The sequence below is a fragment of the Propionicimonas sp. genome, assembly GCF_047606205.1.
In the GTDB taxonomy this organism is placed as follows: Bacteria; Actinomycetota; Actinomycetes; order Propionibacteriales; family Propionibacteriaceae; genus Propionicimonas.
On record NZ_JASGES010000230.1, the window covers coordinates 1 to 22,305 of the forward strand.

Here is a 22,305-nt window from a genome sequence, read left to right on the forward strand (position 1 = left end):
CGGCCGGCCTGCGCTGGGGGAGCCCGTCCGGGCTGGTCGTGGCGCTCGACCGGCAGGGCGTCCGGGCGCTGCTCGAGCACGCCCGCGCCGCCGACACACTGGACACCGTCGAGGACGAGCTGTTCCGGTTCACGCGCACAGTCGTCGGCGACACCGCCCTGCGGCAGGCCATCGACGACCGGGTCGTTCCCGCGGCGGCCCGCCAGCAACTGGTCGCCGACCTGCTGGAGGACAAGGCCGACCCCGACACCGTCCAGCTCGCCCGCAGGGCTGTCGCGACGGCGACGGTGTCCTTCGAGTCCACGGCGGAGGAGTACCTCGGCCTGGCCGCGGCGATCCGGCAGCGCGCGGTCGCGGTCGTGACCGTCGCCCGGCCGCTGGAGGGCGGACAGAAGGCACGGCTCCAGGCCGCGATCGAGCGGCAGCTGGGCCGGCAGGTGAACCTGCAGGTCGTCGTCGAGCCGTCCGTGATCGGCGGAGCCCGCGTCCAGGTGGGCGATGAGGTGATCGAGGGGACGGTCGCCGCTCGCCTCGCCGCCGCAGAGAAGCAACTGACCCAGTAGAGAATCGAAAGCAGAAGGTGCACCCAATGTCGGAACTGACCATCAGCCCCGAGGAGATCCGGGACGCGCTGGCATCGTTCGTGTCCAACTTCAACCCCGACGCTGCGACCAGGGACGAGGTCGGCACGGTGGTGACCTCCGGCGACGGCATCGCGCGGGTCGAGGGACTGCCCTCCGCGATGGCCAACGAGCTCCTGGAGTTCGCCAACGGCACGCTCGGGATCGCGCTCAACCTCGACGTCCGCGAGATCGGCGTGGTCGTCCTCGGCGAGTCCGAGGGGATCGAGGAGGGCTCGGTCGTCAAGCGCACGGGAGAGGTGCTCAGCGTCCCGGTCGGCGAGGGCTACCTCGGCCGCGTCGTCGATGCGATGGGCAACCCGATCGACGGGCTCGGTGAGATCACCGACGTGACCGAGCGCCGCCCGCTCGAGCTCCAGGCCGCCGGCGTGATGGAGCGGCAGTCGGTGAGCGAGCCGCTGCAGACCGGCATCAAGGCCATCGACGCGATGACCCCGATCGGTCGTGGCCAGCGCCAGCTGATCATCGGCGACCGCAAGACCGGCAAGACCGCGATCGCGATCGACGCGATCATCAACCAGAAGGCGGCCTGGGCCACCGGCGACCCGAAGAAGCAGGTCCGCTGCATCTACGTCGCCATCGGCCAGAAGGGTTCCACCATCGCCGCGCTGCGGACGGTGCTGGAGGAGGCCGGGGCACTGGAGTACACCACGATCGTGCACGCCCCGGCGTCCGATCCGGCCGGCTTCAAGTACATCGCGCCGTACTCCGGTTCGGCCATCGGCCAGCACTGGATGTACGCCGGCAAGCACGTCCTGATCGTCTTCGACGACCTGACCAAGCAGGCCGAGGCGTACCGCGCCATGTCGCTGCTGCTGCGCCGCCCGCCGGGTCGCGAGGCGTACCCCGGCGACGTGTTCTACCTGCACTCGCGCCTGCTGGAGCGCTGCGCGAAGCTGTCCGACGAGCTCGGCGCGGGTTCGATGACCGGCCTGCCGATCATCGAGACCAAGGCCAACGACGTGTCGGCCTACATCCCGACGAACGTGATCTCGATCACCGACGGCCAGATCTTCCTGCAGTCCGACCTGTTCAACGCCAACCAGCGACCCGCCATCGACGTGGGCATCTCGGTGTCCCGCGTTGGCGGAGCCGCCCAGGTGAAGGCCATGAAGTCGGTCTCCGGCACGCTGAAGATCGGCCTGGCCCAGTACCGCGACATGGAGGCGTTCGCGATGTTCGCCTCCGACCTGGACGCCGCGTCGCGACGCCAGCTCGATCGCGGCGCGCGGCTGGTCGAGCTGCTCCGCCAGCCGCAGTACAGCCCGTACCCGGTCGCCGACCAGGTGGTCAGCGTCTGGGTGGGCACCACCGGCCGGTTCGATGCCGTCCCGGTCGCCGACGTGCTGCGCTACGAGCAGGAGTTCCTCGACTACCTGCGCCACCACACCAAGGTGCTCGAGACGATCGGCGAGACCGGACTGTTCACCTCCGACACCGAGCAGGCGACGGTGGCGGCGCTGGAGGAGTTCAACACCCAGTTCGTCGGCAGCGACGGCAAGCCGATGGTGAGTGGCGACACGCACGCGAAGGCGATCGCGGCCGAGGATCTCGACCACGAGCAGATCGTCGTGCAGAAGAAGCGGAGCTGATCGGATGCCAGCCAGCCTGCGGGAGCTGCGACAGCGCCGGAAGTCGGTGACCGCGACCAAGAAGATCACCCGGGCGATGGAGTTGATCGCGTCCTCGAGGATCATCAGGGCGCAGCAGGTCGCGGCGCGGGCGTTGCCGTTCACGCGCGAGCTGAACCGGGCCGTGTCGGCGGTGGCGAACTACTCCCATCAGGACCATCCGCTGACCCGGCCGTCGCAGGACCCCAAGCGGATCGCGATCTTCTTCATCACCTCCGACCGGGGCATGAACGGTGCCTACTCGGCCAACGTGATCAAGACGGTGGCGAGCTTCCGCCAGCGCGTGGAGGAGGAGGGGAAGGAACTCGTCCGCTACGTGGTGGGGCGCAAGGGGATCAGCTACCTCAGCTACCGCGGCCTCCCCGTCGCCGCGCACTGGGAGGGCTTCTCCGACGCTCCGACCTACGACCGGGCGGTGGAGATCGCCAACCGGCTGCAGGAGGACTTCCTCAAGCCCTACGAGGAGGGCGGGGTCGACGAGATCTGGGCGGTCTACACCCGGATGGAGTCCATGCTCACCCAGACCCCGCGGGTGCGTCGCGTCCTCCCGCTGGAGGTCGTCGAGGGCGTGCACGAGGTGGGCGCCACCGAGGTCGTGCCGCTGTACGAGTTCGAGCCGGACCCCAACACCGTGCTGGACGCGCTGCTGCCGATCTACATCCGCAGCCGGATCTGGTTCTACCTGCTCCAGTCGGCGGCGTCCCAGCTCGCCGCGCAGCAGCGGGCCATGAAGTCGGCCACCGACAACGCCCAGCAGCTCATCGAGCGCCTCACCCGCGAGGCGAACCAGGCCAGGCAGGCCGAGATCACCCAGGAAATCAGCGAGATCGTCGGTGGCGCGGGCGCGCTCGCCGACCTCACCGATAACGACTAGGCAAGGCAGAGGAATGACCGTGACGACGCAGACCCCGACCGGAACCGAGACCCCGTCCGCGACCGGGCGGGTCGCCCGGGTGATCGGACCCGTGGTGGACGTGGAGTTCGCCGCCGACCAGATGCCCGACATCAACAACAAGCTGCTCATCGACATCGAGGCGGGCGAGGAGAGCCGGACCATCGCGGCAGAGGTCGCCCTCCACGTCGGTGACAACATCGTCCGCGCGATCTCCCTGAAGCCGACCGACGGCATGCGCCGCGGCGCGAAGGTCGTCGACACGGGCGCCCCGATCGAGGTGCCGGTCGGCGACGTGACCAAGGGCAAGGTGTGGAACGTCACCGGCGAGTGCCTCAACGAGGACGCCGGCACGTTCGAGGTCACCGAGCGCTGGCCGATCCACCGCGAGCCGCCGCCCTTCGACGCCCTGGAGCCGAAGACCCAGATGCTGGAGACCGGCATCAAGGTGCTCGACCTGCTCACCCCGTACGTCCAGGGCGGCAAGATCGGCCTGTTCGGCGGGGCCGGGGTCGGCAAGACGGTGCTGATCCAGGAGATGATCTACCGGATCGCCCACAACTTCGGTGGCACGTCGGTGTTCGCCGGCGTGGGGGAGCGCACCCGTGAGGGCAATGACCTGATCGCGGAGATGATCGAGGCCGGCGTCATGAAGGACACCGCCCTGGTCTTCGGCCAGATGGACGAGCCGCCGGGCACCCGGCTGCGGGTGGCGCTCTCGGCGCTGACCATGGCGGAGTACTTCCGGGACGTCCAGAACCAGGACGTGCTGCTGTTCATCGACAACATCTTCCGGTTCACCCAGGCCGGCTCCGAGGTGTCGACGCTGCTCGGCCGGATGCCGTCCGCGGTGGGCTACCAGCCGAACCTGGCCGACGAGATGGGCCAGCTGCAGGAGCGGATCACCTCCACCCGGGGCCACTCGATCACCTCGATGCAGGCCATCTACGTCCCCGCCGACGACTACACCGACCCGGCCCCGGCGACGACCTTCGCCCATCTGGACGCCACCACCGAACTCAGTCGTGAGATCGCCTCCCGCGGCCTGTACCCGGCCGTGGACCCGCTGTCGAGCTCCTCGCGGATCATGGACCCGCAGTTCATCGGCAAGGACCACTACGACACGGCCACGAGGGTGAAGCAGATCCTGCAGCGCAACAAGGAGTTGCAGGACATCATCGCCATCCTCGGCGTCGATGAGCTGAGCGAGGAGGACAAGATCATCGTCGCCCGGGCGCGGCGGATCCAACAGTTCCTCTCCCAGAACACCTACATGGCCGAGAAGTTCACCAACGTGCCCGGGTCCACCGTCCCGCTGAAGGACACGATCGAGTCGTTCACGATGATCTGCGACGGCGAGGTCGACCACATCGCGGAGCAGGCGTTCTTCAACGTCGGCGGCATGGACATGGTGATGGAGAACTGGGACCGCATCCAGAAGGAAGGCTGACGTGGCGGACGTGCTGCGCGTCGAGGTGGTCTCGGCGGATGGGATCGTCTGGGAGGGGGACGCGCTGAGCGTGACCGCCCGGTCGAGCGAGGGCGACCTCGGCATCCTGCCTAACCACGAGCCGTTCCTGGCAGCCATGGTGCCGTGTGCGGCGGAGGTGCTCACGACCGGGAACACGCGCGAGGTGCTGGCCATCGACGGCGGCTTCCTCTCGGTGGCCGACAACCGGGTCTCGTTGCTCTCCCAATTCGCCAGGGTGGCCAGGGAGATCGACCTGAACGCGGCCGAGCACGAACTGGCGGCAGCGGAGAAGCGGCTCAACGCCGGTGAGCTGGACGAGGAGACCCGCCAGCACTACCTGCGGGCTCAGGCCCAGGTCCGGGCCGCGCACCTGGCCCAGCAACACGCCAAGTAGCCCCGGGAGTCGACAGGGATGGACTGGCTGGGCATCACCGAATGGGTGGCGCTGGTGCTGGTCGTCGTCCTGCTGCTCCCGGTGGTGTTTCTCGGCGTGCGTCGCCGCTGGCTGTCCCGTCAGGGCGGGCTGTTCGACTGTTCGCTACGGCTCTCGGAGAAGACGCCGGGCGCCGGCTGGGTGCTCGGGGTCGCGCGCTACTCCGGGGACAACCTGGAGTGGTTCCGCGCCTTCTCGATCGCCCTGCGACCGCGGGTGATCGTCCCCCGGTCGCAGGCGTCGGCCGGCGTCCAACGGGATCCCGATCCGATCGAGTCCGTGGTCCTCTACGACGACCAACGGATCCTGCGTCTCGAACTCGTCGACGGCAGCTCCTGGGAGCTCGCCATGTCGGTCGCTTCCCTCACCGGCCTGCTCAGCTGGCTGGAGTCTGCGCCACCCGGCGCCCGCTACCGCTGACCCGGCGGCGCCGCCAGCGCCCGGATCGAATCGGGGACGGTTCTCTACTCGGTCCGCCCGACGGAGGACTCGCCTGAACCGCCCCGAGCTGGACCGAGTCGGGGACGGTTCTCTACTCGGTCCGGCAACCGCGTGGACCGAGTTGGGGACGGTTCTCTACTCGGTCCGGCAACCGCGGCGGTGCGATGTGAGGATGCCCCCGTCGAAAGTTGCCTGTGGATAACTGGTCTCCCGCTGTGATCATGCCCTTAAGGTCGCCGTCCAGGAGGACACAAGGAGGGGCCATGCCTAGGCGGAGACGGAAGCTTGCTGGAACAGGCATCCATCACGTGATGCTGCGCGGGGTGAATCGGGATCCGATCTTTCTCGACGACGAGGATCGGCGAAGGTTCCTGGGTGCGCTTGCCGCGGCCAAGGACGCCTGCGGTTGGACGGTCCTGGCGTACTGTCTGATGGGCAACCATGTTCACCTCGTTCTGCGGGTGGGAAACGAGGCGCTGGGCGAGTCGGTGCGGCGCGTCGGCGTGCGCTACGCGGGCTGGTTCAACCGCAAGTACGGACGGGTGGGCCATCTCTTCCAGGACCGCTTCAAGAGCGTCCCTGTCGAGGACGATGCGCACCTCGCCAGTCTGATGCGGTATGTCTGGAAGAACCCGGTGGAGGCGGGGATCGTCAACAACGCCGATGCATACCGGTGGAGCAGTAGGCACCTGTACGGCAAGGTGTCGGATCTGATCGACGCGGCCGAGTTGGATCGCCTGCTTCCCGATGACCCGCTCGCCGGTCAGCCGGACACGAGGACCTGGTCGATGGATGAGCCGTTGCCTCGGGGACCGCGTCCACTTCACTGCGATGACGAGGTGCGGGCACTCCTTGAACAGGCCTGCGGTGCCCGATGCCCCGACGACTTTCTCGGGCTGGGCAGAGAACTCCAGCAGGCTGCCGTTCGTGAGCTTCGGACGCGCTCGGTCAGCTTTGCCCAGATCGCTCGGGCAACCGGACTGAGCACCAGTACTCTGAAGCGCCGTCACTCAAGCCGGAGCAGCGTTGTGGTCGAGGGTGGACCGAGTGAGGAACCGTCCCCAGTCCGGTCCACCCCGTTCGGTCCACCACGGTGAGGTGCGCCGCCAGTGCGGTCCGTCACGTCGGTCCGGCCTGCCGGTGGGCGGACCGAGTAGAGAACCGTCCCCCATCAGGTCCGGTGGTCAGCCGGCGTCACCGGTGATGCGCTCGCGCTGCTTCTTGGCCCTCGGCTCGGTGACGTTGCGGTCCTTGCCGGGCACCCAGAGAACGTCGCCCGCGGTCTGGCCGACCACGCGAGCGAGGATGAACAGCAGGTCGGACAGGCGGTTCAGGTAGCCGACGGCCAGGAGGTTCACTCCACCGGGGCGGACGCCGGAGGCGGGCTCGGTCCCGTACGCCTCGACGGCGGCCCAGGCCGCGCGCTCGGCCCTGCGCACGACGCTGCGCGCCAGGTGGAGGAAGGACGCGGTCTGGCTGCCGCCCGGCAGGATGAACGATCGCAGCGCGGGCAGCGGATCGCCGAACTCGTCGCACCAGCCCTCGAGCCGCTCGATGTTGGACGGGATGATTCGCAGCGGCTCGTAGGGCGGATTCTCGTTGAGCGGGTTCGACAGGTCGGCGCCACAGTCGAACAGCTCGTTCTGGACATGGCGCAGCACCGCGCGGATCTCCTCGGGCAGGTCGTCGCGTGTGGTGACGATGCCGAGGATCGAGTTCGCCTCGTCGACGTGGCCGTACGCCTCCACCCTGGGATCGGTCTTGGTCGTCTCCGAGAGATCGGAGAGCCGGGTACGCCCTGCGTCCCCGGTGCGGGTGTAGATGCGGGTGAGGTTGACCATGGCTCCCAACCTACTGCCCGGGGACGGCGGCTACGGTTCGCACGCCTGGGCGAACGCCAGCAGCTCGCCGATCACGGCCGCGGGCGCGTCGGCGTGCACCCAGTGCCCTGCTCCGGGAACGACCACCCTCTGCACGCCGGGGAAGAGCCGGCGCATCTCCGCCTCGTGCTCGGGGCCGCAGTAGGGCGAACGTTCGCCGGTGAGCCACAGCACCGGGCCGGGGTAGGCGGCGGCGCCGGTGTCGGGCCAGCCGCCGATCTCCTCCAGCGAGCTGCCCAGCAGGGCGAGGTTCGGCTGCCAGTGCCATCCGCCCTTCCTGCGCAGGTTCTGCAGCAGGAACAGCCGGACGGCGTCATCGGGGACCGCGACGCGGAGCCGCTCGTCCGCCTCGGCCCTGGATCCCAGCGTGGCCAGATCGAGCGAGGTCATCGCCTCGACCAGGGGCCCGAAGGCGTCCACCTGCGCCGAGCGTCCCGGGGCGATGTCGACGACGACCAGCCCCTGGACCAGGTGAGGGTGGGCGAGGGCGGTGAGCATCGCGACCTTGCCGCCCATCGAGTGGCCGACCAGGAGCAGCCGGGCGGCCGAACCCAGTCGCGCGTCGATCTCCCCGGCCACGGTCTCGGCCATCCGCGGGTAGGAGAAGGACGTCGTCCAGCTGCTCTCTCCGTGATCGGGTAGGTCGAACAGGACGGACGGATACCCCGCGTCGGCGAGTGCGGACGCGATCTGGGTCCAGTTCCGCCCGCGTCCGAACAGACCGTGCAGGAAGGCGAAGCGGGGACGGCCGCTGCCGACGAGATCGGCGTGCAGGTGGCTCATCAGCGGCGTCGCTGCCAGCAGGAGCTGTGCCAGTGCCGTCGCTCCTCGATCGCGGACGTCGAACCGATCGACGCCTCTGTGGGCCAGCTGACCAGGTGCGCCGTCCCGGGCGTCACCGGCTGGCTGCAACCGGGACAGGTGTAGGTCTTGGTGGCCGCGTCGGCGGGCTGGGTCTGCACCATCCAGTCGCCGTCCGCCTTCCGCTCCAGGCGCGCGAAGGCGCCCGACGACAGCGGTCGGGGCGCGCGCAGGTGCTTGGAGGGCCGTTTGTGCATACCCGCAGTCCTATGCCACGTCCCGCCCGGGTGGCAAGTCGGCGATCACGGGAGCGTAGTAGGTTGTCCCGGTGCGCCTGATGATTGCCCGCTGCCAGGTCGACTACGCCGGACGCCTCTCCGCCCACCTGCCGATGGCCACCCGCCTGATCATGGTGAAGGCCGACGGATCGGTCTCCGTCCACGCCGACGACCGGGCCTACAAGCCGCTGAACTGGATGAGTGCACCCTGCACCGTGTCGGTGCAACCTCCGGAGGGGCCCGGTCTGGCCGAGGTGTGGGAGGTCCGCAACGGCGACGGGGACACCCTGCAGATCACGATCGGCGAGGTGTTCCACGACTCCAGCCACGACCTCGGGATCGACCCGGGGCTGCAGAAGGACGGCGTCGAGGCGCACCTCCAGGTCCTGCTGGCGGAGAACCCAGGCACCTTCGGCGACGGCTGGACCCTCGTCCGCCGCGAACACCCGACCCCGATCGGCCCGGTCGACCTGCTGCTCCGTGACCACACCGGCGCCTACGTCGCGGTGGAGGTGAAGCGGCGCGGCGAGATCGACGGGGTGGAGCAGCTCACCCGGTACCTCGCCCTGATGAATGCCGATCCGCTGCTGGCGCCGGTGCGGGGGGTCTTCGCCGCCCAACTCATCAAGCCGCAGGCGCGGACGCTGGCCACCACCCGCGGCATCGGATGCGTCCTGGTCGACTACGACGCGTTGCGCGGCCTCGACAACGCCGAGGACCGCCTCTTCTGATCCGCGCGGTCCGCTCCCGAGTGCTGGTCCTAGTCTCCTAGGTCCGGTCGAGGTGGGGGACCAGGACCTCGCGGTAGAGCAGCAGGAGGGCCGCGCTGATCGGGATGGCGAGGATCGCGCCGATCAGGCCGAAGACCAGACCACCGGAGATGGCCGCGAGCATGACGACGATGGCCGGGATCTTGACCGATCGGGAGAAGATCCGCGGCTGCAGGAAGTAGGCGTCGACCTGCTGGTAGACGAGGAAGAAGACCAGCGTGGCCACCCCGACCGCCGGTGAGGCCGCGAAGCCGATGATGGACAGGACGATGATCGTGATCGAGGTGCCGATCAGCGGCACGAACGCCAGGATCCCGGCCATCACGGCGAGGGCGAGAGAGTACTGGCCGAGCCCGACGATGTTCAGGAACACGAACGACACGATCGCCCACAGCAGCACCACGACGAACAGCCCCGACACGTAGCCACCCACCCGTTTGAACATCTCGCTGGCCAGGTACCTCACCCTGGGCCGGCGCGACGCCGGTGCGAGCTGGTAGATCACTTCCTTCATGGTCGGCAGGGTGGTCAGGAAGTACAACGTCAGCACGATGGTGATGATCAGCGAGGAGATCGTGTTGGCCAGCACCTGTCCGGCGCCGACCAGGCCGCCGAACAGCCCGCTGATCAGCTCCCCGGAGCCGAGGAAGGCGACGGCCTTGTCGATCACGTGGAACTGGGCGTCGAGTGCAGCGATCTGCGGGTTCTGGCGCAGATTGTCCAGGTAGCCCGGTGCCTGCAGCATGAGCTTGCTGACCTGCTCGCTGGCGAGCGGCACGAGCGCCCAGCCGGCCAGGACGATCAGGGCGATCACGGCGAGGGCGACCATCAGCACCGACAGCCCGCGCCGCACACCGCGGTGGTGCAGCCACTCGACGAGGGGGTTCAGGCCCAGGGCGATCACCATCGAGAGCAGAAGCAGCACGATCACCGTGCGGACCGACACCGCCAGGATGACCAGCCCGTACGCGGCCATCCCGCCGATGGTGAGGTAGAAGCCGATCTGGAACGGGTTACGGTCGAGCAGAGTCACGCGACGCTCGCCGCCGGTGCCGAGGCCCTCGGAGAGGTCGGGCGGGGTGGGCTGCGTGGTCCGGCGCCACTTCCGCAACCAGCTGCGGGTCGAAGGCGGCCCGGACGGGGTCTGGGCGGAGGCGGGAGTGCGGGCGGACGGGGTCCGCTCCGAACCGGCCTGCGGGGTGGACTCCGGTTCGCTGGTGGTCACGTGGTGCTCTCTGGGTCCCCGAAGTCGTTGGCGCTGTTTCCTGCGAGCGCCGAGAGCTCGCCGAGCTGGGCGACGACAGCCTTCCTGCGCTCGACCAGGGCGGCGATCTCGGCCTCGAGGCGCGCCTTCGCCGCCTCCGTGGCGCGCAGCGCCTCCACCCGTTCCGCGGCGGCCTGGTTGTGCGCGGCAGCGACGATCTGTGCAGCCTCCGCGCGGGCGGCGGCCCGCAGCTCGTCCGCCTCGGCGTGCGCGGCCTCCCTGCGCTGCTGCCAGGTCAAGGAGTCCTGCTCGAGCTTGGCCGCGTAGCTCTCGCTCTGCGCGCGGGCGGTGGCCTGCAACTCGTCCAGGTGGGCGACGGCGGTCTCGTGGGCGGCCGTCAGCTCGGCCAGCGAGGACTCCTTCTCGGCGATCACGGCCAGACGCAGCTCTGCCGCCTCCCTGTCGGCGGCCAGCCGGCTCGCCTCCGCGGCCTGCCTGCCCTCTTCCGCGACCGCCTTCGCCCTGGTCTCGGCCTCGGCGAGCACCTGGGCCGCGTGGCGCTCGGCGAACTCGCGGATCGACTGCGCCTCGTCCCTTGCTGCCTGGAGTTCGGCCGCGGTCTGGTCGGTGAGGCGCCTGCGCAGCTGGTCGAGTTCCGCGGTCGAGGTGCTCTGCGCCATGTCGAGGGCGAGTTGCGCCTCCGCCGCGGTCTTCTCCGCATCCGCCCTCGCCTCTGCGACGACCTGGGCGGCCCTGCGCTGGGCGGTGTCGACGAGCTCGTCGGCCTGGGACTCCGCGGTCTTCAGCAGCGCCCTGGCGTGCCCACCGAGCCTGGCGAAGTCGGTGTCGCCCTCTCTGGCCGCGGACTCGGCCAGTTGGCGGTGCTGGTGCCGCAACTGGGCCTTGGCACGGGCGAGCTGGGCCTCGACGTCGCGCACGTAGGCGTCCACAGCGCCGCGGTCGTAGCCGCGGAGCGTCTGCGGGAAGTTGCCCACGGCCGAAGCCGTCTCGTCGAACAGGTCAAGGCCGGAGGTCACATCGCTCATCCGCGTCATTCCCTTTCACTCTGGCGTCGATGCTACTGGCCCGGTCCCACACGGAACCGGGCCAGCCCCACGTGCGTACGAGGTCGTTCAGTGGGCCGCGGCCGCCGGCTCGACGATCTCGAGCAGGATGCCCCCGGTGCTCTTCGGGTGGGCGAAGTTGATCCGGGAACCGCCCGTGCCGATCTTGGGCTCGTCGTAGAGCAGGGTCACGCCGCGCTCGCGCAGCGTCGCGCAGGCCGCGTCGATGTCGGCCACGCGGTAGCAGACCTGCTGGACGCCGCCGCGCCCGCCGTTGCGCTCCAGCCACTTGGCGATCGTGCTGTTCTGGTCCAGGGGAGCGAGCAGCTGGATCTGGGCGTTCTCGGGCAGCTGGTCACCGGTGCCCAGCATCGCCTCCTCCACGCCCTGCTCCTGGTTGATCTCGCGGTGCAGCACGCGCCAGCCGAACACCTCGGTGTGGACCTTGATGGCGTCATCGAGGTTGGGGACGGCGTAGCCGACGTGGTCGATACAGATGAAGATGTCGTCATTGCTCATGCATTCACCCTATTCCTGTTGGTCAGGCCAATACCGCGTCGACCACCTGTTTGGCCTCGGCCTGAACCTGTGCCAGGTGCTCGGGACCCTGCAGCGACTCCGCGTAGATCTTGTACACGTTCTCAGTACCCGAGGGACGGGCCGCGAACCACGAGGACGCGGTGGTGACCTTCAGCCCGCCGATCGCCGCACCGTTGCCCGGCGCGTGGGTGAGGATCGCCGTGATCGGCTCGCCGGCGAGCTCGGTCGCGGTCACATCGGACGCGCTGAGCCGGCCCAGCTTCGCCTTCTGCTCCCGGGTCGCCGGCGCGTCCACCCTGGCGTAGCTGGACGCGCCGAAGCGGGCCTCCAGATCCGCGTAGTGCTCCGACGGCGACTTCTGCGTGACCGCCTTGATCTCGCTGGCCAGCAGGGCGAGCAGAATGCCGTCCTTGTCGGTGGTCCAGGTGGACCCGTCCCTGGCCAGGAAGGAGGCTCCGGCCGACTCCTCGCCGCCGAAGCCGAGGTCGCCGCTCATCAGGCCGGGCACGAACCACTTGAAGCCGACCGGGACCTCGACCAGCGTGCGGCCGAGGTCGGCGGCCACCTTGTCGATCAGCGAGGAGGAGACCAGCGTCTTGCCCACCCCGGCGTCCGCGCGCCAGTTCGGCCGGTGACCGAACAGGTACTGGATCGCCACCGCGAGGTAGGCGTTCGGGTTCATCAGCCCTGCGTCGGGGGTGACGATGCCGTGCCGGTCGGAGTCGGCGTCGTTGCCGGTGGAGATCTCGTAGCGGTCGCGGTTGGCGATCAGGCTGGCCATCGCGTACGGGCTGGAGCAGTCCATCCGGATCTTGCCGTCCCAGTCCAGGGTCATGAACCGCCAGGTGGGATCGACGCTCGGGTTGATCACCGTCAGGTCGACGCCCAGCCGCTCGCCGATGTAGCCCCAGTACTGCACGGACGCCCCACCGAGGGGGTCGGCGCCGATGTGGACGCCCGCGGACGCGATCGCGTCGAGGTCGATCGCATTGCGGAGGTCCTCGCAGTAGGCGCCGAGGTAGTCGACCCGCAGCACGTCCGGGGCGGCCTGCTCATAGGGCGTCCGCCGGATCCCGCCGGGGTTGCGGAGCAGCTGGTTGGCGCGGGCGGCGATCCAGCCGGTGGCGTCGGTGTCGGCCGGCCCTCCGTGCGGCGGGTTGTACTTGAAGCCGCCGTCCCTGGGCGGATTGTGCGACGGCGTCACCACGATGCCGTCCGCGCGCGGGCCGGCGTTGTCGCGGTTGTACACGATGATCGCCCGCGACACCGAGGGGGTCGGGGTGAAGTCCTCGTCCCGCTCGGCGCGGATCGCGACACCATGGGCGTGCAGCACCTCGATCGCCGTCCGCCAGGCCGGACCGGACAGTGCGTGGGTGTCCTTCCCGATGAACAGCGGGCCGGTGATGCCCTGCCCTACCCGGTACTCCACGATGGCCTGCGTGGTGGCGGCGATGTGCGCGTCGTTGAACGCGACGTCGAGGCTCGAACCGCGGTGCCCCGACGTGCCGAACACGACCTGCTGGTCGGGATTGTCCGGGTCGGGGACGAGGTCGTAGTAGGCGCTGATCAGGGCGTCGACGTCGATGAGATCCTGGGGCAGCGCGACCTGCCCTGCGCGTTCGTGAACCATGAGGCCATCTTGCCCGCTGCCGGGGTCGGTGGCGAGGAAGCGTCCGCATTCGCCCGCGATTGGGTGCGCTGGCAGAATGCAGTGTCGTGAGTACTGCAGGTTTCAACCCGTCCCGCGCCGTGGATCTTTCCGGCATCGTCGCTGCCGCCAAGGCCGTCCCCCCGCCCCCGGGCGCCAGCTACGTGATCGATGTCGACGAAGCGTCCTTCGAGGCCGTCCTGTCCCAGTCCGTGCGCTATCCGGTGGTGCTCGAGCTCAACTCGCCGCGAGCGAACGCCCAGGCCCTGTCGGACGCGCTGGTCGAGCTCGCGAACGAGGCCGCCGGCGCCTACCTGCTGGGGCGCGTGAACGTGGACGCCAGCCCGCAGATCGCGCAGGCCTTCGGCATCCAGGCCGTGCCCGCGGTGATCGGCGTCGTCGGAGGCCAGCTCGCGCCGCTGTGGCAGGGGACGAAGACGAAGGAGGAGGCGAAGAGCTACATCGCGCAGCTCCTCCAGGCCGCTGCCGCCAGCGGTGTCGTCGGTCGGGCGGAGCCGGTGAGCATCGACGCCGACGCCGGGCCCGATCCGCGGTTCGCCGCGGCGGACGAGGCACTCTCGAGCGGCGACTTCACGAAGGCCGTCGAGGAGTTCGACAAGCTGCTCGCCGCGTCCCCGAACGACCCGGAGGCGAAGGCCGGCCGCGCGCAGGCCGCGCTGCTGGCCAGGGCGAGCGTGCTCGACCCGGCGACCGTGCTGGCGAGGGCGGACGCCGCCCCGGACGACGTGGACGCGCAGCTGGCTGCCGCCGACGCCGAACTCCTCGGCGGTGCGACTGCGCAGGCGTTCGACCGACTGATCGAGACGATCCGGAACACCTCCGGTCCCCGTCGCGACGCCGTCCGGGTGCGCCTGCTGGAGCTGTTCGAGACGGTCGGTCCGTCCGATCCCGCCGTGATCAAGGCACGCCGAGATCTGATGAGCGCCCTGTTCTGATCCCCACTCGGTCGGCAACCGCCGAGTGCGTCAGGACTCCGCCCTCGCGCGCTGCCGCGCAGTCGGTTGTCGTCTGAGCGACCCCGTCGTGTGCGGGGTGCGGTGGGTGCCGCGCGCCGGCCTGGGGCCAGATCCCGGCCTTCACCGGGATGACGGATCATGCCGATGATCCGGCGGTGGCTCAGACCGGCGGCTCCGGGTCGTACTGGATGGCGCGGCGGACCTCACGGGCGCGCTGCGTGCCGACCAGCCGGTCGACGAGGTGCAGAGCCATGTCGATGCCCGCGCTGACTCCGGCGGACGTGACGACCCCTCCGGAATCGAGCCAGCGTGCCTCGCGGTCGGGCAGGCAGGTGGGCTCGACGGCGAGCAGTTCGTCGAAGCAGCTGTGGTAAGTGGTGGCCGGGCGCCCGGCCAGCAGGCCGGCGTCGGCCAGCAGCAGGGCTCCCGTGCACACGCTGGTGACCAGCGCGCCGCGATCGTGGGCGCGGTTCAGCCAGCCGCGCACGTCCGCGTCCCCGAGTAGCGGACGCGTCCCCTGCCCCCCGGGGACGACCAGGAGGTCGGCGTCGTCCGACCAGGTCCGGTGCGGCGTGAGGAGCGCGGTCTTGGCTGCCGTGACCGCCTGCCCGTCCCTGGACACGAGGAAGGCCTGCCAGCCGTCCTGCGGGAACTGCTGGGTCCAGGCCGACAGCACCTCCCAGGGACCCATGGCGTCGAGTTCCTCGACCCCGTCGAACAGGAGGATCTGCAGCTGCGGCATGCGGCCATCCTGCCATCCCGCTGAAGGCGTGGTTCGCGATCGCCGTGGGCAGTGTTCGAGCAAGTTCGTGTACAGACACTCGACGGCGGCTGACCGCGGGGTCCGGGGTCCACTGCTGTGGGCAGCACGTGCTGACACCGGGATCTGCACAAGCGCTACATCGACGGCCCGCGCCCGCCGGCGATCCGGCCAGCCGGCATCGAAGGTAGGCTCGCCGGGTGAGTGCGGCAGCCGAAACCGGGCCCTTCTACCACGGCACCAAGGCCGACCTCCGGGTCGGCGGACTGCTCACGGCGGGATTCCGCTCGAATTACCGGCCCGAGGTGGTGATGAACCACATCTACTTCACTGCGCTGCGGGACGGAGCCGGGCTGGCCGCGGAACTGGCGGCGGGGGAGGGAGACCCTCGCGTCTATGAGGTCGAGCCGACCGGCGCCTTCGAGGACGACCCGAACGTCACCGACAAGAAGTTCCCGGGCAACCCGACCAGGTCCTACCGCAGCCGGGACCCGCTGCGGGTGGTCGGCGAGGTCGTCGACTGGACGCGGCTGACGCCGGCGGCGCTCCAGGACTGGCGCGAGCGGCTCGCGGCCATCGCCGCCGACGACCGGGCCGAGATCATCAACTGAGGCGGCTTCCGGCCAGGGGCTGGGCAGCGACGCTTCCCCGGCGATTCGCCGGCGAAAGCCGAGAGCGAACGATGGCCAGCTCGTTCGGCTCAGCGCCGGGAGCTGTGATCGCCGGCTGGTCGAGCTTGTCGAGATCACCGGTTGCCGGTTGGTGAGCGGGGTTTGGACAGGCTCAACCAGCAGGGGCGGGTGTTGATCAGCGTTTCCCTGCCGGACCTCCGGGCGCGGCGGCGTCAGCTGATCCGCTCGCCGGCCTCGAGATAGAGGGTGCGGCCCTCCTCGCGGGCCGCGAGGGCGGCGCGGAGGCGTCCTCTGGCGAACGGGGCCATCGTGGCGACGGCCTCCTCGACGTCGAGCCAGTGCACGGCACGGATCTCGCGCAGATCGGGACGGAGCAGTCCCACGGCGTGGTCGGCGAGGTCGCGGCCGTCGAAGATGAGTTCGACGGCGTCCTCCCAGCCCAGGTACGGGGCCAGCCAGTCCACGACCAGCAACCGCCCGATGCTCACCGCGTGGCTGAGTTCCTCCTCGATCTCGCGGACCAGGCCGACCCGCGGGCTCTCGCCGACCTCGAGGATCCCCCCGGGGAGTTCGAAGTCCGGCTTGAAGGTGGTCTCCAGGACGCACACCCTGCCCGCGCTGTCGGTGAGCAGCAGGTGACTGATCACCCGCTTGCGCGCGGTGACGGTGTTCATCACCGCCGTGAACGCCTCCCGCCCCTCGGTCTGTTCGCCGCGCAGCAAGGCGTACCAGGCCTGGTCGACGCGCCCGTCCGGGGTGATCCAGCGACCGCGGGAGACGCCCTCCAGGCGAAACCCCGCGCGATGCAGCGCGCGCCGGCGCGGCCGGTCGTCGACAGCCACCGACGTCTCCAGCCGGCGTACGGCCGGGTCCGCCAGTGCCAGCCGGCAGGTGTTGAGCACCAGCAGGTGGAGCCGCTGCGGCGCGTCGTCGCCCCCGAAGTCGATGATCGCGTTGCCGTCCGTCACGACGAACGGCAGGGACTCCCGGATCACTCCTGGTCGTCGAACTCGAAGAACACCGCACCGAGCGGGGGGACCACGACCGTCGCGCTCGCCGGGAGCCCGTTCCAGCCCTCGTCGGTCGCGGTGACCTGGCCGAGGTTGCCGAAGCCGTCGGAGCCGTCGTAGGTGCCGGAGTCGGAGTTGAAGATCTCCTTCCAGACTCCTGCCTTCGGCAAGCCGATCCGGTAGTGCGTCCACGGCTCGGAGGAGAAGTTCACCACGACGGCGACCTGCCGGCCGGAGGCGTCACTGCGCAGCCAGGAGTAGGTGTTGGCGCTGCCGTCGTCGGCGTTGATCCAGCGGAAGCCGGCCGGGTCCGAGTCCAGCTCCCAGAGGGCCGGGTGCGCGCGGTACAGCTCGTTGAGGTCCTTGAACATCCGCTGCAGCCCGTGGTGGCCCCACAGGTCTGAGACCCACCACTCCAGGCTGACGGCCTCGTTGAATTCGCTGCGCTGCCCGAACTCGCAGCCCATGAAGATCAGCTTCTTGCCCGGGAAGGCCCACATGTAGGAGTAGAACGCGCGCAGGGTGGCGAACTGGCGCCAGGTGTCCTGCGGGATCTTGTTGATCATCGAACCCTTGCCGTGCACGACCTCGTCATGGGAGATCGGCAGGACGAAGTTCTCCGAGTAGGCGTACACCATCGCGAAGGTCATCTCGTTGTGGTGGTACTGCCGGTGGATCGGCTCCAGCGCGAGGTAGCGCAGCGAGTCGTTCATCCAGCCCATGTTCCACTTGAAGCCGAACCCGAGCCCGCCCTGATGCACCGGCTTCGTCACGCCGCCGAAGGACGTCGACTCCTCCGCGATCATCACCACGCCGGGCACCCGTTCGTAGAGGTGCTTGTTCACGTAGCGCAGGAAGTCGATCGCCTCGAGGTTCTCGTTGCCGCCGTAGATGTTCGGCACCCACTCGCCGTCGTTGCGCGAGTAGTCCAGGTAGAGCATGGACGCGACCGCGTCCACCCGCAGCGCGTCGATGTGGAACTCGGTCACCCAGTACAGCGCGTTCGAGACGAGGAACGACTTCACCTCGTTGCGGCCGTAATTGAAAATGTAGGTGCCCCAGTCCTTGTGCTCGCCCTGGCGCGGGTCGGCGTGCTCGTAGAGCGCCGTCCCGTCGAACCGGCCCAGGGCCCACTCGTCCTTGGGGAAATGGCCGGGCACCCAGTCCAGGACGACACCGATGCCGGCCTGGTGCAGCCGGTCGACCAGGTAGCGGAACTCGTCCGGACGGCCCAGGCGCGACTGCGGAGCGAAGTAGTTGGTCACCTGATAGCCCCAGCTCGGCTCGAACGGGTGCTCGGTGACCGGCATGAACTCCACGTGCGTGTAGCCCTGCCAGGTCACGTACTCGACCAGCTCGTCGGCCAGTTCGAGATAGGTCTTGCCCTTGCGCCAGGAGCCGAGGTGCACCTCGTAGATGCTCATCGCCTCCTTGTAGGGCTGGGACGTCGAGCGCCGGGCGACCCATTCGGCGTCGTCCCACAGGTACTGGCTGGTGTACACGATCGAGGAGTTCGCCGGCGCCTGCTCGGCGAAGAAGGCCATCGGGTCGACCTTCTCCCGCCACACCCCGTCGGAGCAGAGGATGTTGAACTTGTAGAGCGCCCCGGTCCCGACGCCCTCGACGAAGAGACCCCACACGCCGGTGCCGGGGATCCGCGACATCGCGTCCCCGGTCCACCAGTTGAAGTCGGCGTTGAGCCGCACCTCGCGGGCGTTCGGCGCCCAGACCGCGAACCGGGTGCCGTGGACGTCGCCCCGCTCGTCGTCATGGACGGTCACCTCGTGGGCGCCCAGGCGTCGCCAGCACTCCGTGTCGCCGCCGCTGGCGAACCCCTCCAGGTCCCAGCCGGTGAGCCCGCCCACCACGTCGTGTGCCATTACTGCTCCTCTTGGGTCGGTGCCGGCGGGTCAAGGGAAACCCGTCTGGCCTCATCTTGGACTGCGCGCCAGGGGATGTGGGCCCAATTGGGCCGATTGCGGACCTCGTAGACGACCTCGTAGACGGCCTTGTCCAGCTCGTAGGCGCGGAGCAGGGCGGGTTCGGCGCGGTGCCGGCCGCTGTAGCCCGACAGGAACGCCTCCCGCGCGGCCGTGCACCACTCGCGCGCCTCGGTGCCGTCGGGGTCGGCATGGGCGCTCCGTGCGTAGTCGAGGCTGCGCAGCAGGCCGGCGACGTCGCGCCACACCGAGTCGAACGCGCGGCGCTCGGCGAGCGTCTTGAGCGGCTCTCCCTCGAAGTCGATGATCACCCACGGGCTCGCGCCGGGTGCGTCGCGGTGCAGCACCTGGCCGAGGTGGAAGTCGCCGTGGACGCGCTGGGTGGCGAGGTCGTGACCCGACGGCGCCTCGAACAGCAGGCGCGCCGCGCGGCGGTAGGCGTCGAGCTCGCGGACCTGGTCGGCGGCCCGGTCGAAGCGGTGCACCATGTCGGCGGTCAGGTCGGACCCGGGGCGGGTGGACGTGCCGAACGCCGTCGCCAGCCGGGCGTGCAGGTCGCGGAGCTCCTCGCCGAGCTGGCGGCACTCCGTCGAGATGTCCCGCCCGGCCGCACACGCGTCGGTGGCGTAGACCCAGCCGTCGGTGATCCCGGTGATCCGCTGACAGAAGATCGCCAGGTCGTAGCCGTCCGCGGACAGCGTGCCGTAGAGGTCGGGGGTGATGCCCGATCCGCTGAGCGCGCCGAGGACCTCGGCGTCGAGGTTGCGTCCCGGCTCCAGCTTGCGGAACAGCTTGAGCAGCGTGGTCTGGCCGACCATCACGGTCGTGTTGCTCTGCTCTCCGGTGAACAGCCGGATCTCCGCCTCCACCTCGACCGGCGAGGCGTCCTGCCAGTGCATGCCCGGGCCCGGCGTCTCCCGCAGCGCCCGGACCAGGGCGGCAGCGGACTCGGGGTGGGACGGGGCGTCGAGCAGGTCGACCCGGCCGAGCCCGGCCACGGTGGCCGTCGCGACCGCCAGGCCCGCCGGTGCCGTTCCCGCCGGGAGGTACGACACCACCAGCTGGTAGATCTCGGTGCGTCCGTCGTCGTAGGCGATCTCGGCCAGCTCGGACCGCACCGCCGGCCACGCCCCCGCCGCGGTGTACCAGGGCAGTGCGGTGATCCTGGCCACGCGGGCGCCCAGACCTTTCCCGCCGAACCAGCGGGCTCCTCGCAGGTGCTCCTGCCACGCGGCGGCGATGGTCACGCCCGCCCCCTCACCGACCCAGGACGTGCAGGATGTGGGCGGGGTTGACCGGGCTCAGCCTGACGTAGTTGCGCTCGCCCCAGGTGAAGGTGGCTCCGGTGAGTTCGTCGCGCAGGTCGACGGTCTGGCGGTCGATACCGAGCCAGCCGAGGTCGAGGCGGACCTCGCTCTCCACGCCCTGGTCGGGGTCGAGGCTGCAGATCACGATCACCGCGTCGTCGCCGTCCCGCTTGGCATAGGCGAGAACGCCGTCGTGCGGGGTGTCGAGGAACCGGATCTGGCGCAGCTGCTGCAGCGCGGGATGGCTGCGCCGGATCTGGTTGAGGCTGCCCAGCAGCACGTTCAGGTTGGGTTGGGAGCCGTGGTCGCGGGGGCGGTACTCGAACTTCTCCGAGTTCCGGTACTCCTCGCCGCCCGCCTTCAGCGGCTCGTGCTCGAACAGCTCGAAGCCGGAGTACACCCCCCAGGACGGCGACAGCGTCGCAGCCAGGACTGCCCGGATCGCGAACGCTGCCGGATTGCCGGACTGCAGGAAGAACGGGTTGATGTCGGGGGTGTTCACGAAGAAGTTCGGACGGTAGAACGCGTCGGTCTGCGTGGACAGCTCGGTGAGGTACTCCTGCAGCTCCCACTTGGTGGTGCGCCAGGTGAAGTAGGTGTAGCTCTGGTGGAAGCCGACCTTGCCCAGGGCGTGCATCATCTCCGGCTTGGTGAACGCCTCGGCGAGGAACAGGACGTCGGGGTCGGACTCCCGGACCTGCCGCATCACCCACGCCCAGAACTGGACGGGCTTGGTGTGCGGGTTGTCGACGCGGAAGATCCGCACGCCGTGAGACATCCACAGCTTCAGGATCCGGAGCACCTCGTGGTAGATGCCGTCGGGGTCGTTGTCGAAGTTGATCGGGTAGATGTCCTGGTACTTCTTGGGCGGGTTCTCCGCGTAGGCGATGGTTCCGTCCAGCCGGGTGGTGAACCACTCGCGGTGCTCGGTGACCCACGGGTGGTCCGGAGAGGCCTGGAGCGCGAAGTCGAGAGCGATCTCCAGCCCGAGTTCCCTCGCCTTCGCCACGAATCGGTCGAAGGAGTCCCAGTCGCCGAGGTCGGGGTGGATGGCGTCGTGGCCGCCTTCCGGGGCGCCGATCGCCCACGGTGAGCCGGGGTCGGCCGGGCCGGGGATCAGGGTGTTGTTGCGGCCCTTGCGGAAGGCCGTCCCGATCGGGTGGATCGGCGGCAGGTAGACCACGTCGAAGCCCATCGCCGCCGCGTGCTCGAGCCGCTCGTGGGAGCTGTCGAAGGTGCCGGAGGTCCACGTCCTGGTCGCCTCGTCGTAGCTCGCCCCCTGGGAACGGGGGAAGAACTCGTACCAGCTGGAGAACAGCGCCCTGGGCCGGTCGACGAACAGGGGGAGGTCGGCGGTCGGGGTGAGCAGTTCCCGCGGTCCGTACTGGCTCATCGCCCCGGAGATCCCGTGGGCGGTCGCGACCTCGATCAGGTCGTCGGCCGGGCGCTCGGGGATCAGCAGCATGGCGGTGGCCTTCAGGATCGACGCCTGGACGGGGTCCCCGGCGGCCTCGGCGAGGACGGCGGTGCGCTCGAGCAGGTCGCGTCCCTCGAGGCAGACCAGTTCGATGTCGACGCCGGCGGGAAGCTTGGCCTCGGCGTTGTGCAGCCAGGTCTGCCACGGGTCGGACCAGCCCTCGACCCGGAAGGTCCAGGCACCCTCGACGTCCGGACGTACCCAGGCCTCCCACGGGTCCAGCCCGCGCGGCTCGATCGGGGTCATGTCGGTGCGGTACTCAACCCCGTCCGGCGAGGTCAGGACGACCGAGGCGTTGACGGCATCGTGGCCTTCGCGGAAGACCTTGGCCCGGATCGGGATGAGCTCGCCGGCCACGGCCTTGGCGGGGTAGGCCGAACCCTCGACCACGGGGCTGACACCGGTCACCGGGATCCGCCCGAAGCCTCTGGCGACCGTGACCGGGGGGCGCAGGTCGAGCGGCGCGGCGGGCGGAGCGGGGACGGCAGCCGGCACGGGGGCGGTGGCC

General features: G+C 69.7%; 22 protein-coding genes. 10 read left to right on the plus strand and 12 right to left on the minus strand.

Annotated elements, in window-relative coordinates; all coding sequences use genetic code 11:
* The 7 genes from atpH to QM633_RS14390 form a co-directional block, all read left to right on the plus strand.
* On the plus strand, positions 1-563 hold a 563-nt coding region (gene atpH, locus QM633_RS14360; protein ID WP_415154448.1), incomplete at its 5' end, for an ATP synthase F1 subunit delta.
* A gap of 26 nt (positions 564-589) precedes the next feature.
* Positions 590-2,233: a F0F1 ATP synthase subunit alpha gene (atpA, locus tag QM633_RS14365; RefSeq protein WP_415154449.1), complete on the plus strand. Its 1,644-nt coding sequence runs from the start codon at positions 590-592 to the stop codon at positions 2,231-2,233.
* Positions 2,234-2,237: 4 nt separating this feature from the next.
* Positions 2,238-3,146: a F0F1 ATP synthase subunit gamma gene (locus QM633_RS14370; RefSeq protein WP_415154450.1), complete on the plus strand. Its 909-nt coding sequence runs from the start codon at positions 2,238-2,240 to the stop codon at positions 3,144-3,146.
* A gap of 13 nt (positions 3,147-3,159) precedes the next feature.
* Complete coding sequence (gene atpD, locus QM633_RS14375) at positions 3,160-4,614, plus strand: F0F1 ATP synthase subunit beta (RefSeq protein ID WP_415154451.1); 1,455 nt, start codon at positions 3,160-3,162, stop codon at positions 4,612-4,614.
* Position 4,615: 1 nt separating this feature from the next.
* Complete coding sequence (locus QM633_RS14380; protein WP_415154452.1) at positions 4,616-5,029, plus strand: F0F1 ATP synthase subunit epsilon; 414 nt, start codon at positions 4,616-4,618, stop codon at positions 5,027-5,029.
* A gap of 18 nt (positions 5,030-5,047) precedes the next feature.
* A complete protein-coding gene (locus QM633_RS14385) occupies positions 5,048-5,488 on the plus strand; it encodes a DUF2550 domain-containing protein (protein ID WP_415154453.1) in 441 nt (146 codons plus the stop codon).
* 332 nt (positions 5,489-5,820) lie between these two features.
* Positions 5,821-6,606, plus strand: coding sequence for a transposase (locus QM633_RS14390; protein ID WP_415154454.1), 786 nt, complete (start codon positions 5,821-5,823; stop codon positions 6,604-6,606).
* 87 nt (positions 6,607-6,693) lie between these two features.
* On the opposite strand, the gene QM633_RS14395 is transcribed toward QM633_RS14390, so the two are convergent.
* Genes QM633_RS14395 through QM633_RS14405 form a run of 3 tightly spaced genes read right to left on the minus strand, consistent with a single transcriptional unit; the run spans position 6,694 to position 8,447 of the window.
* Complete coding sequence (locus QM633_RS14395; RefSeq protein WP_415154455.1) at positions 6,694-7,350, minus strand: cob(I)yrinic acid a,c-diamide adenosyltransferase; 657 nt, start codon at positions 7,348-7,350, stop codon at positions 6,694-6,696.
* 30 nt (positions 7,351-7,380) lie between these two features.
* The gene (locus tag QM633_RS14400) at positions 7,381-8,172 is read right to left on the minus strand and encodes an alpha/beta fold hydrolase (RefSeq protein ID WP_415154456.1); all 792 of its coding nucleotides are present in this window, start codon (positions 8,170-8,172) and stop codon (positions 7,381-7,383) included.
* Positions 8,172-8,447: a hypothetical protein gene (locus tag QM633_RS14405; RefSeq protein WP_415154457.1), complete on the minus strand. Its 276-nt coding sequence runs from the start codon at positions 8,445-8,447 to the stop codon at positions 8,172-8,174. The genes QM633_RS14400 and QM633_RS14405 overlap by 1 nt, the downstream gene beginning before the upstream one ends.
* A gap of 80 nt (positions 8,448-8,527) precedes the next feature.
* Between QM633_RS14405 and nucS the strand changes: the two genes are divergently transcribed.
* The gene (gene nucS / locus QM633_RS14410) at positions 8,528-9,199 is read left to right on the plus strand and encodes an endonuclease NucS (RefSeq protein ID WP_415154469.1); all 672 of its coding nucleotides are present in this window, start codon (positions 8,528-8,530) and stop codon (positions 9,197-9,199) included.
* 37 nt (positions 9,200-9,236) lie between these two features.
* Here the strand turns inward: nucS and QM633_RS14415 are convergent, their stop codons facing one another.
* The 4 genes from QM633_RS14415 to pgm form a co-directional block, all read right to left on the minus strand.
* Positions 9,237-10,463: an AI-2E family transporter gene (locus QM633_RS14415; protein WP_415154458.1), complete on the minus strand. Its 1,227-nt coding sequence runs from the start codon at positions 10,461-10,463 to the stop codon at positions 9,237-9,239.
* Entirely contained in the window at positions 10,460-11,488 is a 1,029-nt protein-coding gene (locus tag QM633_RS14420; RefSeq protein WP_415154459.1) for a DivIVA domain-containing protein, read from the minus strand. Before QM633_RS14420 ends, QM633_RS14415 begins: the two co-directional genes overlap by 4 nt.
* An 87-nt stretch (positions 11,489-11,575) precedes the next feature.
* Complete coding sequence (mce, locus tag QM633_RS14425) at positions 11,576-12,025, minus strand: methylmalonyl-CoA epimerase (RefSeq protein WP_415154460.1); 450 nt, start codon at positions 12,023-12,025, stop codon at positions 11,576-11,578.
* Between the two features lie 22 nt (positions 12,026-12,047).
* A complete protein-coding gene (gene pgm / locus QM633_RS14430; protein WP_415154461.1) occupies positions 12,048-13,676 on the minus strand; it encodes a phosphoglucomutase (alpha-D-glucose-1,6-bisphosphate-dependent) in 1,629 nt (542 codons plus the stop codon).
* An 86-nt stretch (positions 13,677-13,762) separates the two neighbouring features.
* Here pgm and QM633_RS14435 point away from each other — a divergent pair, with 86 nt between their 5' ends.
* Positions 13,763-14,650, plus strand: a complete 888-nt coding sequence (locus QM633_RS14435) for a co-chaperone YbbN (RefSeq protein WP_415154462.1) — start codon at positions 13,763-13,765, stop codon at positions 14,648-14,650.
* A 181-nt stretch (positions 14,651-14,831) separates the two neighbouring features.
* Here the strand turns inward: QM633_RS14435 and QM633_RS14440 are convergent, their stop codons facing one another.
* A complete protein-coding gene (locus QM633_RS14440; RefSeq protein ID WP_415154463.1) occupies positions 14,832-15,413 on the minus strand; it encodes a DJ-1/PfpI family protein in 582 nt (193 codons plus the stop codon).
* Between the two features lie 218 nt (positions 15,414-15,631).
* Between QM633_RS14440 and arr the strand changes: the two genes are divergently transcribed.
* Complete coding sequence (gene arr, locus QM633_RS14445) at positions 15,632-16,042, plus strand: NAD(+)--rifampin ADP-ribosyltransferase (protein ID WP_415154464.1); 411 nt, start codon at positions 15,632-15,634, stop codon at positions 16,040-16,042.
* A 233-nt stretch (positions 16,043-16,275) separates the two neighbouring features.
* Here arr and QM633_RS14450 read toward each other — a convergent pair whose 3' ends face one another.
* The 4 genes from QM633_RS14450 to QM633_RS14465 form a co-directional block, all read right to left on the minus strand.
* Positions 16,276-17,058 carry an NUDIX hydrolase gene (locus QM633_RS14450; protein ID WP_415154465.1) on the minus strand — a complete coding sequence of 261 codons (783 nt, stop codon included), beginning with the start codon at positions 17,056-17,058 and terminating at the stop codon, positions 16,276-16,278.
* A complete protein-coding gene (gene glgB / locus QM633_RS14455) occupies positions 17,055-18,953 on the minus strand; it encodes a 1,4-alpha-glucan branching protein GlgB (RefSeq protein WP_415154466.1) in 1,899 nt (632 codons plus the stop codon). Before glgB ends, QM633_RS14450 begins: the two co-directional genes overlap by 4 nt.
* Positions 18,953-20,260 (minus strand): phosphotransferase, encoded by a 1,308-nt coding sequence (locus QM633_RS14460; RefSeq protein ID WP_415154467.1) that lies wholly within the window; start codon positions 20,258-20,260, stop codon positions 18,953-18,955. Before QM633_RS14460 ends, glgB begins: the two co-directional genes overlap by 1 nt.
* Positions 20,261-20,270: 10 nt before the next feature.
* The coding region (locus QM633_RS14465) for an alpha-1,4-glucan--maltose-1-phosphate maltosyltransferase (protein WP_415154468.1) at positions 20,271-22,305 on the minus strand (2,035 nt) is incomplete at its 5' end.